We start from the raw sequence: 16,184 nt of genomic DNA on the forward strand, positions 1-16,184 counted from the left end.
CTATCTATCCAGATCGTCCTCGGAATCGGGGGCTCCCAGCTCATCGATCACGTTATGGAAATCGACGGCCTTGCTGAAATTGCGGTAGACCGATGCAAACCGGATATAGGCAATGTCGTCCACACCCTTGAGGGCATCCATTGCCAGACGGCCGATCTCGTCGGACGTCACTTCCGCCTCACCCGAACTTTCGAGCTGGCGCACAATACCCGAAATCGCGCGCTCGATACGCTCGCTGTCAACATCACGCTTGCGCAGCGCCACTTCAATAGAGCGGGTCAGCTTGTCACGATCGAAAGGCACGCGGCGTCCGCTCTTCTTCACGACCATCAGATCACGAAGCTGAACGCGTTCGAATGTCGTAAAGCGCCCGCCGCAGACCGAACAGACACGACGCCTGCGAATAACTGCACCGTCCTCCGCAGGACGGGAATCCTTCACTTGCGTATCTTCAGATTGGCAATAGGGACAACGCATAGAACTCTTTCACTTAACTCTTCGAAGACTGATTCCTATAGATCATAGCTGATCTGCGCCAATCAACCTACCGAATGCGGCGCACCGGATATGACGGGCAAAAAAGCCCCGCTCAACAAGGTTGAACGGGGCTTTCGATACTCTTCTTTCAGGGGCTGATTATCCCTGATAGCCATACATCGGGAAACGGTCGGTCAGAGCGACGACCTTCTCCTTCACAGCCTGTTCGACAGCGGCATTGCCTTCGTCGGAATTAGCAACCTTCAGACCGTCGAGAACCTCAGCGATCAGCGAGCCGATTTCCTTGAATTCGGTTACGCCGAAGCCGCGCGTGGTACCGGCTGGCGTGCCGAGGCGAACGCCGGAGGTGACGAACGGCTTTTCAGGGTCGAACGGAATGCCGTTCTTGTTGCAGGTGATGTTGGCGCGGCCAAGAGCGGCTTCCGCACGCTTGCCCGTTGCGTTCTTCGGACGCAGATCAACCAGCATCAGATGGTTGTCGGTGCCGCCGGAAACGATATCGAGGCCATGCGACTTCAGTTCTTCCGAGAGAGCGCGCGCATTGTCGACGACGTTCTTTGCATAAAGCTTGAATTCAGGCTTCAGCGCTTCACCGAAGGCAACCGCCTTAGCAGCGATGACGTGCATCAGCGGGCCGCCCTGAAGACCGGGGAATACAGCCGAATTGAACTTCTTCGCCAGATCGGCGTCGTTGGTCAGGATCATGCCGCCGCGCGGGCCGCGCAGGGACTTGTGCGTCGTCGTCGTGCAGACATGGGCATGCGGGATTGGCGACGGGTGCTGGCCACCGGCAACCAGACCGGCAATATGCGCCATATCGACCATGAGATAAGCGCCGACTTCATCGGCGATTTCACGGAAACGCTTCCAGTCCCAGACGCGCGAATAGGCAGTGCCGCCAGCGAGAATCAGCTTTGGCTTGTTTTCGCGGGCGAGACGAGCCACTTCGTCCATATCCAGCAGATGGTCATCCTGACGGACGCCATAAGACACGACATTGAACCACTTGCCCGACATGTTGACCGGCGAACCGTGCGTCAGGTGACCACCCGAATTGAGGTCGAGACCCATAAAGGTGTCGCCGGGCTGAAGCAGAGCCAGGAACACGGCCTGATTCATCTGGCTGCCGGAATTCGGCTGAACATTGGCGAATTCGCAGCCGAAGAGCTTCTTGGCGCGTTCGATCGCCAGTTCTTCCACCACGTCCACATACTGGCAGCCGCCATAATAGCGCTTGCCCGGATAGCCTTCGGCGTATTTGTTGGTGAGGATGGAGCCCTGCGCTTCAAGAACAGCGCGCGAGACGATGTTTTCCGAAGCGATCAGCTCGATTTCATGGCGCTGACGACCGAGTTCGTTGCGAATTGCACCGAAAATTTCGGAATCGATGTCCTCGAGGCTTGCATTGAAGAAAGCGTCGGAAAACGCATTCTTGGCGGCGGCGTTGGCTTGAGACATTTTCACACCCTCCGGGTCAGCCGGTAAAAGCTATTGGATGAGGCGCATTATCACACTTGAATGCCCTAGGCCAATGGCCGCAAAGCGAAAAGCATGTTCCAAAATGCGGCAAACCGATTTGATATAGGTTTTAGAACTAAAAAAGCCGCCCCGAATGTTCGAGGCGGCTCTTGCTCAGTAAGAAATACCGAATAATCAGGTGTCGGTGCCAAGCGCCAGCGATGCCGCGCCGTCCATCTTGTAGATGTCATCGCGGAACTGCACGACACCGTCGCCAGTTGACCAGGCCGAGATATAAACGAAGTGCACCGGCACAGGATCAACAACCTGAATAGGCGTATTGTTGCCCGAACGGATCGTTTCTTCGATGTTCTGACGATCCCAGCCAGCCGTGTTCTTCAGCAGCCATACGTCCAGATCGCGAACATTCTGCACGCGCACGCAGCCCGACGAGTCGAAACGCATGAGCTTGTTGAAATAGCTCTTCTGCGGCGTATCGTGCATGTAGACGGCATACTGGTTGTGGAAGTTGATCTTGGTCGAGGACATGGCGTTGATCTTGCCCGGATCCTGACGGAACATCAGCTTCACAGCATCATCCGTGTTCCAGTCGATGGTTTCCGGCGCAACTTCCTGACCCGACTGATCGTAAAGACGGATCTTGTTCTTGGCCAGATATTGCGGGTCCTTCCGCATCAACGGAATGATGTCCTTCTGGATGATCGACTTCGGCGCCGTCCAGTAAGGATTGAGAATAACTTCGTGAATCTTCGAATTGAGAATCGGGGTCTGGCGGTCGATCTTGCCGACAACGGCGGTGTGACGCTGCATGACACCGCCGTTTTCAACGGCTTCAATCCGTGCGGCGGGAATATTCACCATCACGAAGCGCTGTTCCTGCATACCGGCGCTGACCAGCGGCGACAGGCGCTGCAAATTGGTCTGGAGCTGGCCGAGACGCGTATTGGCGTCCACATTCATCGCTGCATAGGTGAACTGGCCCATCACGCCGTCTGCGGGCAGACCGTGACGCGACTGGAAGCGCTTCACTGCGGCATCGACATAGGTGTCGAACGCATTGGAAAGACCAGCGCCCTGCGGTAGATCGCCGGAAACCATCAGGCGCTTGCGCAGATACTGGACCGACTGGTCGTTTGCGCCAAGCTGAAGCTTTGCATTGCCCGGAACCGTCGGCCAGCCGCCGCGACCGGCAATATCGGTATATTGTGCGATAGCGCCCTGAATATTGCCGATGGTCTGCTGGCTCAGAACCGGCTGGTTGGTCGCAACCTTCTGGCCGCCTGTCGCGCGCGCATCGAACTGGTCATCCCAGTTACCGCGCCGCGGCGACGCGAGGACATCGTTAAAAGCCTGTTGCGCAAAGGACGAGGTTGCAAAAGCCGAGGCTGCCACGGAAAGGCCGGCTGTTGCAGCACCGCGCAGGAAGCGACGGCGGTCCACTTTGAAAGCTTCGGCATTCTTGTCAGTTTTGGTCATTTGCTTGGTCCCAAAAAGGCGCGCCGCTCATAGCTCAATGTCGGCGGCAGTCGTCCGAGAATATCAGCAACAGGGTGTCAAGGCGATAGGCGACCCGCAAACATGCGCGCCCGCTTATATCTCCCGACCTGTTGGAAGATGGCACATTCTTGCCCGTGCAGTCTTGAGAACTGCTTATGTCGGTTTTTATGGCTTAATCATGTCGCGCGGCCCAGTTTGCAAGCCACGCGCATCAAGATCGAAGCATAATTGCCCATCCGTTTCAGCAAATGCAGGTCTGTTGTGTCCGTTCTGCAACAAACTTCCCGGAACACTGATCGATTTATCAGAGACGATAAGCGATGCTGTCGTTCCAGAAGCGGTCGAGGCGCTGCAGAGACTTGTTCATCGCCATGAATTCTTCAACCTGAATTCCGCCGACCTGTTCGATGGACAGGACGTGACGTTCGTAAAGAGCGGCAACCTGATTGGCGATCTCATTGCCCTTGTCGGTCAGGCTGACACGCACCGAACGGCGGTCAACACGCGAACGCTGGTGATGAATGAAGCCCATTTCGACAAGCTTCTTGAGGTTGTAGGAAACATTCGAGCCGAGATAATAACCACGCGAGCGCAGTTCACCGGCGGTCAGTTCCGAATTGCCAATGTTGAAGAGCAACAGCGCCTGGGTTGCGTTGATGTCGAGCTGACCGTTGCGGTCGAACTCATCCTTCACAACATCGAGCAGGCGGCGGTGCAGACGCTCTACCAGCTGAAGGGCTTCCAGATACAGGCTGCGGAGTGCGGCTTCCGGAGCATAAAGCGGAGCGTCGATCTTGCGCTGAGCATTCATCATTGTCTTTGCCTCTCTGTCGGAGCCGCATTCGGGAAATCCTCGATGCAGCTCTCTTCCTGTTTTATGCAGCGATGTTTCTCGCTGTCTTGAGAGGACTTTAGGGGAGATGCATAAAATTCGACTTAAAAGTCAGACTTAACAGTAGCTTACCGAGAGGAATGCAAATTCAGGCTTAATGTTTACTTACCTGCTCCCGCGATCAGGCGGAAATGCTGGCCTTTGCCTGCCGCCGTTTTTCCAGAACCAGCAGGACGCGGAACACGATATAAATGACGATGCACAGCGCATTGAACGTAACCGTCAGCGGTCTGCTTTCAAAGTTTCGCTCGAAAACCGAATAGATGCTGATCTCGCCGATTGCGGCGACGAACCAGAGCACCGGGCCCCAGGTTGCCCGCATCCAGAGACCCGTTGCAGCAACCGGCATTAACACAGCCAGCGCGACAACGGCGGTCTGCCACATCCATGGCATCAGATCGAACCGCCAGAGCAATCCCGGATGAATACCGATGAGCCGCACCCAATAGAGAACGCCGCTCGCCAGCGCGGTAAGCGCCAGCAATCGAATGAACCAGGTAAATGTCCATTCGAGGCCGGTCGGTTGCGCGTGCTGGCGCAGCTCATCCATATGCATCAGCAATTCCTCATGAGAACGTCAGTTCCTTTTCGCCAAGATTGACGAAATAGGCGTTTACCTGTTCCGGTTTCACATCCTCGATGGAAGCCGGTTGCCAGGACGGCGCGCCATCCTTGTCGATCAGCAACGCCCGCACGCCTTCATAGAAGTCGTGGGCTTCAAGCATCCGGCTGGCGATGCGATATTCCATCCGCATGCAATCATCGAGGTCGAGCGGACGCCCGTCGGCGATTTGCCGGAAGGTCACTGCCACGCTGGTCGGCGACCGCGTTGCGATCACATTCAAAATATCCGTCGCCGGTTTGCTGCCCGAAGCTGCGGCCTTGTCCAGCAAATGCAGGCAATCGGCGAGCGTCGCACCGGAAAAGCACTCATTGATCACATGCCGCGTATCGGCGGATGTTTCGAAATCCGGGTACTGGCTGCGCGTCAGGGCCGCATCGATATCCGCAGTCGCGATGAGATCATCGCGCAGGTCGTGCAGGTCGCTGGCCGCAACTGCGTGGGTGGCAATTCCGCTCTGGAGACAATCGCCCCAGCGAATGCGGTTGCCCGTCAAGGCAAGATAATATCCGAAATTGTCGTGGAGATGCGGCAGGAACGCGCTTCCACCGACATCGGGAAAGAAGCCGATTCCCGTTTCCGGCATGGCGAACATGGTGTTTTCGGTCACGATACGGTGCGAGCCATGCACCGAAATGCCGGCGCCGCCGCCCATGATAATCCCGTTGATCAACGAGATATAAGGCTTGGGGAATCGGCCTATGCGGGCATTGAGCCGATATTCGTCACGGAAGAAATCGTAAGCGGGCGTTCCCTCACGGCCAGCCTTGTAAGCCGCGACGACATCGCCGCCAGCGCAGAATGCCCGGCCCTCGCCTTCGAGAATCACGCAGGCGACTTCCGGATCGTCTTCCCAGGCCTGCAATGCGCGGTCGAGCGCCAGAATCATCTTGTGCGTCAGCGCGTTAAGCGCTGCGGTCCGCGTCAGCTTGACCAGACCGGCTTTTCCCTTGCGTTCAAAGCTGATTTCGCCGCCACCGCCAAAGTCAATCTGCATATCTTGTCTCCCGTTCCAACAAATGGGTAGAAAGTGAGACGCCCCGCGTCAATCCCACACAGGTGCGTACCGGCCAATCTTCTTGGTTTCACCACTTTTCCCGTGATAAACGGTGCGCATCCGAAGTCAGCCCTTTGATTGCATTTGCATCGCGGCTTCCATTCTCGGGAATAATTCAATGAGCGACCGTCAATCCAAATATCTCCCCCCTCATATCGGCAGACATGTCGATGACGTGACCGGCAGTTGCCGTTTGCGCCGTATGCGCAAGGCCGACTGGTCGCGCAGGCTGGTGCAGGAAACGCAACTGACGGTGGACGATCTGATCCTGCCATTCTTCCTCACCTACGGAAACGGCGTTTCCGAACCAGTGGAAGCAATGCCGGGTGTGGAGCGCTATTCGGTCGATATGGCGGTGCGCATGGCCGAGAAAGCCGCCAAGCTTGGCATTCCTGCCATTGCCCCCTTCCCGCGCGAAAAGGCGGAAGTGAAGACGGATGACGGCGCATTTGTCGCCAGCCCCGACAATTTGATCAACCGTGCCGTGCGCGCGATCAAGAAGGAAGTACCGGAGATTGGTATCATCACCGATGCCGCGCTCGATCCCTTCACCACGCACGGCCATGACGGCATTTTGCGCGATGGCGAGATCGTCAATGACGAATCCGTGGCCATGGTTGTGCGCGGCGCGCTTTCGCAGGCTGAAGCCGGTGCCGATATCATCGCGCCATCCGACATGATGGACGGCCGTATCGGCGCGATCCGTCAGGCGCTGGACGAGAACGGCTATCACCATATCCCGATCATGTCCTATGCGACGAAATTCGCATCGGCTTTCTACGGTCCTTATCGCGAAGCCATTGGCACGCAGGGCCTGCTGAAAGGCGACAAGAAAACCTATTATCTCGATCCGGCAAACCCGGAAGAAGCGGTGCGCGAAGCCGAACAGGATATTGCCGAGGGCGCGGACATGCTGATGGTCAAGCCTGGCATGCCCTATCTCGACATCATCCACCGGCTGAAAAGCGAATTCCGCCTGCCCACCTATGCCTATCAGGTGTCGGGTGAATACGCGATGATCAAGGCCGCCGGTATCAATGGCTGGATCGACGAAGAAAAGGTGATGATGGAAAGCCTTCTGGCTTTCAAGCGCGCCGGTTGCGACGGCATCCTCACCTATTTCGCAATTGAGGTCGCTGAAAAGCTGAAACAGCGCGGTTAGTCTGAGTGTCTGAATAAAGAGCAACGGGCCCTTCGTAGCCCTGGCATAGCGTCTTTTATGTCAGACACCGACAGGTTGCCCGTGCTTTCTCTGGCAGCTTCCTTGAAACGGCCCACTTCATTTACCATGTTGGTAACGTTCCGCCCGGAAGGCGGAGCGACGCCGGACGTTGTCTTGTCTCCGGTTGTCTTTTTAAACGACTGGAAGGAAAAATGTCCGACCATATTCTGCACGGCGAGATCATGGCTCCGCGTTACGACAGCCGGGCTTTCTTCGAAGGCGTGCGTACGCGCCGGATGATGGCTTTTCTCATCGATTATCTCATCGTCTTTCTGCTGTGTATCCCGGCCGCAATCATCATTGCGCTGTTCGGCATACTGACGCTTGGCATCGGCTGGATGCTTTACGGCATCATGTTCCCCATCGTGGCGCTGATCTATGTTTCGCGCACCATGGGCGGCCCGCAGCAGGCCACAAAGGGCATGCAGATGATGAACCTCAAGCTCGTCCGGCTTGAAGGCGGCATGGTCGACCCGATGCTCGCTATCGTTCACTCGGTGCTGTTCTGGGGTCTCAATGTCGTGCTGACGCCGCTGATCCTGCTGGCAACGCTGGTCCTCGACCGCAAGCGCACGGTGCACGATCTTCTGCTGGGCACGGCGGTCATCCGTTCGGATCGTTAAGATCGCGCTCAAAGACAGTTTCGTGTTTCCCGACACCAACCGATGTGGAGGGAAACACAGTTCAATTAAATCATTTCTTTGACGCGCATTTTGTCCCGAAAACCGCTTCGCACTTTTCGGCATGCGCTCTAAGATCAAAAAAATTCAGAGCCGGCTGCGCAAAATGCCACTTGACGTTTCGCGCCGTCGGTTCGATCCTTGTCAGATATCGTGATGGTTTCGGTATTGCCATTTCGTGGATATTGAATGACCCATCAACCGCAACAGTCTCCGCAGTTCTTTTTGACGGCCCCGTCGCCCTGTCCGTATCTCGACGGGCAGATGGAGCGCAAAGTCTTTACGCATCTCGTGGGCGATAAAGCCAATGAGATCAACGATCTCCTGACACAAGGCGGCTTCCGTCGCTCCCAGAACATCGCCTATCGTCCGGCCTGCGAGCTTTGCCGCGCCTGCGTTTCCGTGCGCATTCTGGCGGGAGAGTTCGAGATGACGCGCAATATGCGCCGCGTCTGGAACCAGAATCGTGATCTGGTTGGTCGCGTGCACAAGGCGCAGCCCAGCACCGAACAATATGCGCTGTTTCGTGATTATCTCGATGCGCGCCACCGTTCAGGCGGCATGTCGGACATGACCGTGCTCGATTATGCGATGATGGTTGAAGATACCCACGTCAACACGCAGATCATCGAGTATCGCCGTCGCGGCCCTGACAGTTTTATCGATCCCAAGGGCGACGGCGAGTTGATTGCCGTGGCGCTGACCGATGTGATGGCCGACGGCCTGTCTATGGTCTATTCGTTCTTCTCGCCGCATATGCACGACCGTTCGCTTGGCACCTATATGATTCTCGACCATATCGAACGGGCGCGAGCCGCAGGCTTGCCGCATGTCTATCTCGGCTATTGGGTCGAGGGATCGCGCAAGATGCAGTACAAAATCCGCTTCACGCCGCAGGAACATCTCGGCCCCCGTGGCTGGCAGCGGTTTGAAGGATAACGTAGCGTTTTCCTGATATTGCTCGCCCAAGATGGGCAGAGCCATTTTCCCTCATCCTGAGGAGCCGTTGAAAACGGCGTCTCGAAGGGCTGAGGGAAAACGCACAGGGTCTGCACTTGTCACCCACATCCTTCGAGACGGTTCCCTTCGCTCCGCTCAGGGCACCTCCTCAGGATGAGGGCTACTGTGCCTGTCAAAACTTGCCCGAACGCGGAAAACCCTTCGGGACAACGCGCCCAGCGGAAGCGCGAGCGCCAATCCACTCGACGAGTTCTTCCTTGTTGCGCGTAAAGGTCCGTTCTGCCGAATCCTGCCAGGAGAGACCTTCGGCCATCGCAAATGTGCGAATGTCGGAAATGCCGCCATCCTTGTATTTTTGCAGACGAACACCCTTGCCGCGTGTCATTTCCGGGATTTCCGCAAGCGGGAAGACAACCATCTTGCGATTTTCGCCAACGACCGCGATATGATCGCCGGAGACACGCGTGCAAATCTTCGCCTCGTCCGGCGCCTTCACATTCATCACCTGCTTGCCCTTGCGGGTATTGGCGACGGCTTCGTTCTCCGGAACGATGAAACCATTGCCCTCATGCGAAACCAGCAGCAGCTTTGCCGATGGATCGTGAACGAAGGCCGTCAGAATGTCCTGATCGTTTTCCATATCGACCAGAATGCGGATCGGCTCGCCATGGCCACGGCCGCCCGGCAGCGTATTGGCGCCGATGGTGAAGAACTTGCCGCCGGTCGTGAAGAACAGAAGCTTGTCAGTGGTTTCCGCATGGAAAGCCAGCTTCAGCTTGTCGCCTTCTTTGAAGGAGAGTGTCGAGAAGTCGGCCATATGGCCCTTCATCGCACGCAGCCAGCCCTTTTCCGACACGACAATCGTGACCGGCTCGCGCTCGATCATCGCATTGTGGATGTCTTCCAGATCGTGTGTCGGCGCTTCGGCGAAATTCGTGCGGCGCTTGCCGAGCTTGGTTGCGGGACCGAACTTCTCACGCACCGCCTTGATCTCGGCGCTGATCTTCTTCCACTGGCGTGTGCCGGAAGCGAGCAGTCCTTCGATATCGGCCTTTTCAACCGTCAGGGCGTCAAATTCCTTGCGGATCTCGAATTCCTCGAGCTTGCGCAACGAACGCAGGCGCATATTGAGGATCGACTCGGCCTGAACATCCGTCAGTTCGAATGTCCGCATCAATTCCTGCTTCGGCTCGTCTTCCTCGCGGATAATGCGGATGACTTCATCCAGATTGAGATAGGCAATCAGGAAGCCGCCGAGGATTTCCAGACGCCGTTCGATCTCGGCCAGACGATATTGCGAGCGACGGACCAGAACTTCCTTGCGGTGTTCCAGCCATTCGCGCAGCACGCCGCCCAGCGACAGCACATTCGGCACCTTGCCGTGCGACAGCACATTCATGTTGAGCGAAACGCGGCTTTCAAGCTCGGTCAGCTTGAACAGCGATTCCATCAACAATTCCGGATCAACGGTGCGGTTCTTCGGCTCCAGAACAATGCGGATATCTTCCGCAGATTCATCGCGAATATCGTCAAGCAGCGGTAGCTTCTTGGCCAGCAGCAATTCGGCGATCTTCTCGATCAGGCGCGACTTCTGCACCTGATACGGAATTTCCGTGACGACAATCACCCAGGTGCCGCGATTGCCCTCTTCCTTTTCCCAACGCGCGCGGACACGAAAAGCGCCGCGACCCGTGCGATAGGCTTCGACAATATTGCCGTGTTCTTCAACCAGAACGCCGCCCGTCGGGAAATCCGGGCCACGCACCTTGGCTTTCAGAAGTGCGGACGGATCGGTTTCCGCCTCACGCTTCAGCTCTTCCCATTGCTCCGGCGAGGTGATGAGTTCTTCCACGCCCGCATCGGGATGGTTGATCAGGTAAAGCGCCGAGGAACACAGCTCCGCCACGTTATGCGGCGGAATATTCGTTGCCATGCCAACCGCGATGCCTGCCGAGCCATTGGCCAGCAGGTTCGGGAATGCACCCGGCAGAACGATCGGTTCCTCGTCTTCCTCATTATAGGTCGGACGGAAATCGATGGCATTTTCGGTGATGCCTTCGAGCAGCAGCGTTGCCACTTCGGTCATACGCGCTTCGGTATAACGCATGGCAGCGGCATTATCGCCGTCGATATTGCCGAAATTGCCCTGCCCGTCGACCAGCGGATAACGCACCGCGAAATCCTGCGCCAGACGCACCAGCGCATCGTAGATCGATGCATCGCCATGCGGGTGGAACTTACCCATCACGTCGCCGACGATACGCGCGCATTTCGCATAGGCCTGATCCGGGTTCAAACGCAGCAGACGCATGGCGTGCATAATGCGCCGATGCACCGGCTTCAGACCGTCGCGCACGTCCGGCAGCGCACGATGCATGATCGTGGACAGCGCATAAGCGAGGTAACGTTCCTCGAGGGCCGATTTAAGATCGACCCGTTCGATGTGTTCTTCGCCGTCGCCCGGCGGAATCAGACTTTTTCCCATGCTTCTCAGTACCAAGTGCGCGAATCGTCAGCAAGCGTTCAGGAGAACTAAACCAGTACATTACAGTGCGCTGCGCTAAATATGGCACGCAAAGAGCGTGGCAGAGCTTGAAATCCACTGCATAGTTGCACAAATCAAAATTGGAGCGTGCAGGCAGGCTTCAGTCGCAAATCTGCCGCCATTTACGCACTATAGAGCAATCGGAAACAGGTTTTCCTATGTTGCAAGCACAGGTTAAGCAAATCGGGTTGTTAAATCAGAAGATTTAAGCCTATGAATGCCGCACTAAAATCAAGAGATTAGGCAGGAGCTTCGAATGCAGGTTTTCGTCAATATCAAGCCAGCGGCGCGCATTTTTGCTGCAAGCACAGCACTTTCGCTGATTTTCGGCAGCGCCGCCATGGCTGCGGATGCCAATGCCGTCGCCGAGCGCCTCAAGGCCCTTTATGCGAAGCAGGGCGGCGAACTGAGCTTTGCCAATGTGAAGGCTGACGGTTCGAACATCGTGCTCGAAGGCACCAAGGTCAAGCTCGCCACGCTGTCTCCCAAGGATGTGGAAATCGGCGATGTGACGCTGGAAGACGTTCAGGACGCACCGGATGGCGGTTTCACCATCGGACAGGTTGCTGTTCCCGACCTCATGCTCGACAGCACCGACGGCAAGAACGATCAGGCCAGCATCAAGGGCATGTCGATGCTGAACCTGCATATTCCTTCGGAATCTGCCAAGGGTCCGCTCGACAGCATGATCCTCTACGACAAGATGAAGATCGACGAACTGGCTTTCGGCAAGCCGGGCACGGATGGCGCCACGGTAAAGGGCGTCGACGTCTCGCTCGACACGTCGAACAAGGCAGAGAAGATCGGCTACACCGCTTCGGTTGCCAGCATCGACGCCACCTTCGGCAAGGAAGGCCAGAACCCGCTTGAGCCGCTCGGCATGAAGAGCCTTCAGGCCGCCGTCAACATGAAGGGCCAGTGGTCGCCGAAGTCAGGCGATGCCACGCTCGACCAGATGGAAGTTGATGCACAGGACCTCGGCAAGATCAACATCACCGGCAGCCTTGGCGGTTATGATCTGGCCTTTGTCGAAGCTGTGCAGAAGACGCAGGAAGCGATGACCAAGTCGGACGCCGACAAGGACGCCGCCGGTCTTGCCATTCTCGGCCTTGCAGAACAGCTGAACCTCAAGAACCTGACGATCCGCTTCGATGATGCATCGCTGACGGAAAAGCTGCTGACCTATTATGCCAAGCAGCAGGGTTCGGACGCCAAGGCGCTTGGTGAACAGCTGAAGATGATGGTTCCGCTGATGGCCACGCAGCTGAAGAATCCGGATTTTGCACAGCAGCTGAAGGCAGCATCGGACAAGTATTTCACCGATCCGAAGTCTCTGACGCTCAGCGCCTCGCCTGACCAGCCGGTAACCTTCGCATCGATCGTTGCGACCGCATCGCTCGATCCGACGAAGATCATCCAGCTCCTGAAGGTTGGCGTCGACGCCAACAACTAAAATCGAAAAAGCCCGGTGTCATCACCGGGTTTTCTTTTAGATTCGCACCAACAAAAAACCCGGCTCAAGGCCGGGTTTTTTATTCTCGGAAAAAGCGCTTAGCTTTTCTGAGCCGGAGGAGCCAAGCGGATATGCAGATCGCGCAGCTGGGCTGGCGATACTTCCGAAGGCGCGTTCATCAGAAGATCGAGCGCCTGCTGGTTCATCGGGAACAGCGAGATTTCACGCAGGTTCTTTGCGCCGACCAGCAGCATGATGACGCGATCGATACCGGCAGCCATGCCGCCATGCGGAGGCGCGCCGTACTGGAACGCACGGTAGAGACCGCCGAAACGCTCTTCCACATCCTGCTGGCTGAGGCCGACCTTTTCAAAGGCCTTGACCATGACATCCGGCAGCTGGTTACGGATCGAGCCCGAAGCAATTTCAAAGCCATTGCAGACGAGATCGTACTGATAGGCCTTGATTGCGAGCGGATCCTGATTTTCCAGCGCAGCCAGACCGCCCTGCGGCATGGAGAACGGGTTGTGCGCGAAGTCGAGCTTCTTGTTGTCTTCGTCCCATTCGTAGAACGGGAAGTCGATGATCCAGGCCAGTTCGAAACGGTCGCGATCCACGAGGTTCAGTTCTTCGCCGGCACGGGTGCGTGCATCGCCGGCGAACTTGTAGAACTTCGACGGCTGACCAGCCACGAAGAAGCAGGCGTCGCCATCGTCGAGGCCCATCTGCACGCGAATTGCTTCGGTGCGTTCTTCACCGATGTTCTTCGCAATCGGGCCTGCGCCTTCAAGCTTGTCACCTTCCTTGCGCCAGAAGATATAGCCGAGACCCGGCTGACCTTCGCTCTGCGCCCAGGAATTCATGCGGTCGCAGAATGCGCGGCTACCGCCAGTCTTGGCCGGAATGGCCCAGACTTCGACCTTGGGGTCGTTGGCGATCATGTTCGCGAAGACCTTGAAGCCCGAACCGGCGAAATGATCGGTCACAGCCTGCATTTCAATCGGGTTGCGCAGATCCGGCTTGTCCGAACCATAGGTGCGGATCGCATCGTCATAGGCGATACGGTGGAAGGTCTGCGTGACCGGCTTGCCTTCGGCAAACTCTTCGAAAATGCCGCGCATGACCGGTTCCATCGTTTCCCAGATTTCTTCCTGGGTCACGAAGCTCATTTCAAGGTCGAGCTGGTAGAACTCGCCCGGCAGGCGATCAGCGCGCGGGTCTTCATCGCGGAAGCAAGGCGCGATCTGGAAGTAGCGGTCAAAACCGGCAACCATCAGAAGCTGCTTGTACTGCTGCGGCGCCTGCGGCAGCGCATAGAACTTGCCTTCGTGGATACGGCTCGGCACCAGGAAGTCGCGTGCACCTTCCGGCGACGAAGCCGTCAGGATGGGCGTGGTGAACTCATTGAAGCCGATTTCGGTCATGCGGCGACGCATCGCGGCAATGATCTTGGTGCGGCTCATGATGTTCTTGTGCAGCGTTTCGCGGCGCAGATCGAGGAAGCGATACTTCAGGCGGATATCTTCCGGATAATCCGGCTCGCCGAAGACAGGCAGCGGCAGTTCCTTGGCTGCGGCCAGAACTTCGATCTCGGTTGCGAAGATTTCGACTTCGCCGGTCGGCAGGTTCGTATTGACCGCATCACCTGCGCGGGCCTTCACTTCACCATCGACGCGGATAACCCACTCGCCGCGAACCGTTTCGGCAACCTTGAAAGCGGGCGAATCGGGATCGGCCACAATCTGAGTAATGCCGTAATGATCGCGAAGATCGATGAAGAGAATGCCGCCATGGTCACGGACGCGGTGAACCCAGCCGGACAGACGAACGTTCGAACCGACGTCCGTCTTACGGAGGGCTGCGCAGGTATGGCTGCGGTAACGGTGCATGATTTCTGCCTTTTGGTAAGATAAGTCAGTGCAGGCAAAGCGCTGCAAATTCTGGCGGAAAAACGCATTTTGACCGGGTTTTGTCAAGTCTGCACTCTCTACAAGTGTCGCGGTTCGGACCGCATGACGTAACGTATCGACAAAAAACACGATTTGCACTTGTTATGCTATCGCTTTTGCGCATTCTTTCGGGACAACCAGCGTCGCTTTGTCTAAAAGAAAACCATGCAACTCATCACGACCACAGAGGCCCTCGAAGAGGCCGTATCCGCCCTGTCCAAGTCAGATTTCGTCACTGTCGACACGGAGTTCATCCGTGAAACGACTTTCTGGCCGGAATTGTGCCTTATCCAGATGGCTTCGCCGGATCACACCGCACTGGTGGATGCTCTTGCGCCCGGTCTCGACCTTGCCCCTTTCTTCCGCCTGATGGCCGACGAGAAGATCGTCAAGGTTTTCCATGCCGCACGGCAGGATATCGAAATCGTGTTCCATCTCGGCGACCTCATCCCCTCGCCGGTCTTCGACAGTCAGGTTGCGGCCATGGTCTGCGGCTTTGGCGATGCGATTTCCTACGACCAGCTCGTCCAGAAAGTCACTGGCAAGCATCTCGACAAATCATCCCGCTTTACCGACTGGCGCAGACGCCCGCTTTCAGACAAGCAACTCGACTATGCGCTGGCCGACGTCACCTATCTGCGCGACATCTATCTCTATCTCAAGGAAGAGCTTCAGAAGGAAGGTCGCAGCGAGTGGGTGAATGAGGAAATGGCGGTGCTGACCGCCCGCGAAACCTATGATTTGCATCCGGACGATGCATGGCGGCGCGTGAAGGCCCGCGTGCGCAAGCCCATTGAGCTTGCCATTATGCAGTCCGTCGCGGCATGGCGCGAACGGGAAGCGCGTGAACGCAACGTGCCACGTGGCCGTATCATCAAGGATGACACGATTGCCGAAATCGCGCAGCAGCAGCCGCGCGATGCCGAGGCGCTCGGTCGCCTGCGCTCGATCCCCAAGGGCTGGGAACGCTCGGCACAGGCTGCCGGTCTGGTGGCCGCAATCCAGTCAGCGCTTGCTATTCCGAAGGAAGACCTGCCGAAGCTGCCCAAGCCATCGCATTCGCCGGAAGGCAGCGCCGCAGCAGCTGATCTTCTGAAGGTTCTGCTGAAGCTTGTAACCGAAGAACATGGCGTAGCCGCCAAGATCGTCGCCAACTCGGACGATATCGACAAGATTGCAGCAGAAGGTGATGAAGCGAAAGTGCCAGCCTTGCAGGGCTGGCGTCGCGAAGTGTTCGGTCAGAAGGCACTGGACTTGATCGACGGCAAGATTGGCATCAAGTTCGAGAACCGTCGTATCCGGGCGGTGGAATTAGGGGAGTAAGGGAATA

Annotated in this window: 13 protein-coding genes; 5 read left to right on the forward strand and 8 right to left on the reverse strand. The window is 56.9% G+C overall.

From position 1 onward, the window contains the following. The 6 genes from nrdR to ACTJKP_RS08880 all read right to left on the reverse strand — a co-directional run bounded on the left by nrdR (position 1) and on the right by ACTJKP_RS08880 (position 5,985). Positions 1–477, reverse strand: coding sequence for a transcriptional regulator NrdR (nrdR, locus tag ACTJKP_RS08855; RefSeq protein ID WP_078340502.1), 477 nt, complete (start codon positions 475–477; stop codon positions 1–3). Between the two features lie 159 nt (positions 478–636). Further along, a complete protein-coding gene (gene glyA / locus ACTJKP_RS08860; protein WP_078340501.1) occupies positions 637–1,956 on the reverse strand; it encodes a serine hydroxymethyltransferase in 1,320 nt (439 codons plus the stop codon). Positions 1,957–2,151: 195 nt separating this feature from the next. Continuing rightward, positions 2,152–3,453, reverse strand: coding sequence for a L,D-transpeptidase family protein (locus tag ACTJKP_RS08865; protein WP_078340500.1), 1,302 nt, complete (start codon positions 3,451–3,453; stop codon positions 2,152–2,154). Positions 3,454–3,778: 325 nt separating this feature from the next. Beyond that, positions 3,779–4,288, reverse strand: coding sequence for a transcriptional regulator LdtR (ldtR, locus tag ACTJKP_RS08870; RefSeq protein ID WP_078340499.1), 510 nt, complete (start codon positions 4,286–4,288; stop codon positions 3,779–3,781). A gap of 199 nt (positions 4,289–4,487) precedes the next feature. After that, the gene (locus ACTJKP_RS08875) at positions 4,488–4,922 is read right to left on the reverse strand and encodes a DUF6163 family protein (RefSeq protein ID WP_078340498.1); all 435 of its coding nucleotides are present in this window, start codon (positions 4,920–4,922) and stop codon (positions 4,488–4,490) included. A gap of 10 nt (positions 4,923–4,932) precedes the next feature. Further along, complete coding sequence (locus ACTJKP_RS08880) at positions 4,933–5,985, reverse strand: enoyl-CoA hydratase/isomerase family protein (RefSeq protein WP_440630371.1); 1,053 nt, start codon at positions 5,983–5,985, stop codon at positions 4,933–4,935. Positions 5,986–6,163: 178 nt separating this feature from the next. Between ACTJKP_RS08880 and hemB the strand changes: the two genes are divergently transcribed. From hemB to ACTJKP_RS08895, 3 genes are all read left to right on the forward strand, one after another. Further along, complete coding sequence (gene hemB / locus ACTJKP_RS08885) at positions 6,164–7,207, forward strand: porphobilinogen synthase (RefSeq protein WP_440630372.1); 1,044 nt, start codon at positions 6,164–6,166, stop codon at positions 7,205–7,207. Positions 7,208–7,419: 212 nt separating this feature from the next. Continuing rightward, entirely contained in the window at positions 7,420–7,890 is a 471-nt protein-coding gene (locus ACTJKP_RS08890; protein WP_078340495.1) for an RDD family protein, read from the forward strand. Between the two features lie 246 nt (positions 7,891–8,136). Continuing rightward, complete coding sequence (locus ACTJKP_RS08895) at positions 8,137–8,886, forward strand: arginyltransferase (RefSeq protein ID WP_078340494.1); 750 nt, start codon at positions 8,137–8,139, stop codon at positions 8,884–8,886. A gap of 193 nt (positions 8,887–9,079) precedes the next feature. Here ACTJKP_RS08895 and ACTJKP_RS08900 read toward each other — a convergent pair whose 3' ends face one another. Next, a complete protein-coding gene (locus ACTJKP_RS08900; protein ID WP_440630373.1) occupies positions 9,080–11,392 on the reverse strand; it encodes a DNA topoisomerase IV subunit A in 2,313 nt (770 codons plus the stop codon). 316 nt (positions 11,393–11,708) lie between these two features. On the opposite strand from ACTJKP_RS08900, the gene ACTJKP_RS08905 reads away from it, so the two are divergent. After that, positions 11,709–12,905, forward strand: a complete 1,197-nt coding sequence (locus ACTJKP_RS08905; protein WP_440630374.1) for a hypothetical protein — start codon at positions 11,709–11,711, stop codon at positions 12,903–12,905. A 98-nt stretch (positions 12,906–13,003) separates the two neighbouring features. On the opposite strand, the gene aspS is transcribed toward ACTJKP_RS08905, so the two are convergent. Then, positions 13,004–14,794 carry an aspartate--tRNA ligase gene (gene aspS, locus ACTJKP_RS08910; RefSeq protein ID WP_440630375.1) on the reverse strand — a complete coding sequence of 597 codons (1,791 nt, stop codon included), beginning with the start codon at positions 14,792–14,794 and terminating at the stop codon, positions 13,004–13,006. Positions 14,795–15,019: 225 nt separating this feature from the next. Between aspS and rnd the strand changes: the two genes are divergently transcribed. Then, complete coding sequence (gene rnd / locus ACTJKP_RS08915) at positions 15,020–16,177, forward strand: ribonuclease D (RefSeq protein WP_078340490.1); 1,158 nt, start codon at positions 15,020–15,022, stop codon at positions 16,175–16,177. The last annotated feature ends 7 nt before the right edge of the window (positions 16,178–16,184 follow it).

Origin of the sequence: Brucella sp. 22210, from assembly GCF_052045675.1 — a bacterium.
Taxonomy (GTDB): domain Bacteria; phylum Pseudomonadota; class Alphaproteobacteria; order Rhizobiales; family Rhizobiaceae; genus Brucella.

What these genes read in the sequence shown, in the direction of transcription:
- glyA (WP_078340501.1), bottom strand. Translation starts at nt 1,956, where the DNA reads ATGTCTCAAGCCAACGCCGCCGCCAAGAATGCGTTTTCCGACGCTTTC.
- ldtR (WP_078340499.1), bottom strand. Translation starts at nt 4,288, where the DNA reads ATGATGAATGCTCAGCGCAAGATCGACGCTCCGCTTTATGCTCCGGAA.
- ACTJKP_RS08900 (WP_440630373.1), bottom strand. Translation starts at nt 11,392, where the DNA reads ATGGGAAAAAGTCTGATTCCGCCGGGCGACGGCGAAGAACACATCGAA.
- ACTJKP_RS08905 (WP_440630374.1), top strand. Translation starts at nt 11,709, where the DNA reads ATGCAGGTTTTCGTCAATATCAAGCCAGCGGCGCGCATTTTTGCTGCA.
- ACTJKP_RS08875 (WP_078340498.1), bottom strand. Translation starts at nt 4,922, where the DNA reads ATGCATATGGATGAGCTGCGCCAGCACGCGCAACCGACCGGCCTCGAA.
- aspS (WP_440630375.1), bottom strand. Translation starts at nt 14,794, where the DNA reads ATGCACCGTTACCGCAGCCATACCTGCGCAGCCCTCCGTAAGACGGAC.
- ACTJKP_RS08865 (WP_078340500.1), bottom strand. Translation starts at nt 3,453, where the DNA reads ATGACCAAAACTGACAAGAATGCCGAAGCTTTCAAAGTGGACCGCCGT.
- hemB (WP_440630372.1), top strand. Translation starts at nt 6,164, where the DNA reads ATGAGCGACCGTCAATCCAAATATCTCCCCCCTCATATCGGCAGACAT.
- rnd (WP_078340490.1), top strand. Translation starts at nt 15,020, where the DNA reads ATGCAACTCATCACGACCACAGAGGCCCTCGAAGAGGCCGTATCCGCC.
- ACTJKP_RS08890 (WP_078340495.1), top strand. Translation starts at nt 7,420, where the DNA reads ATGTCCGACCATATTCTGCACGGCGAGATCATGGCTCCGCGTTACGAC.
- nrdR (WP_078340502.1), bottom strand. Translation starts at nt 477, where the DNA reads ATGCGTTGTCCCTATTGCCAATCTGAAGATACGCAAGTGAAGGATTCC.
- ACTJKP_RS08880 (WP_440630371.1), bottom strand. Translation starts at nt 5,985, where the DNA reads ATGCAGATTGACTTTGGCGGTGGCGGCGAAATCAGCTTTGAACGCAAG.
- ACTJKP_RS08895 (WP_078340494.1), top strand. Translation starts at nt 8,137, where the DNA reads ATGACCCATCAACCGCAACAGTCTCCGCAGTTCTTTTTGACGGCCCCG.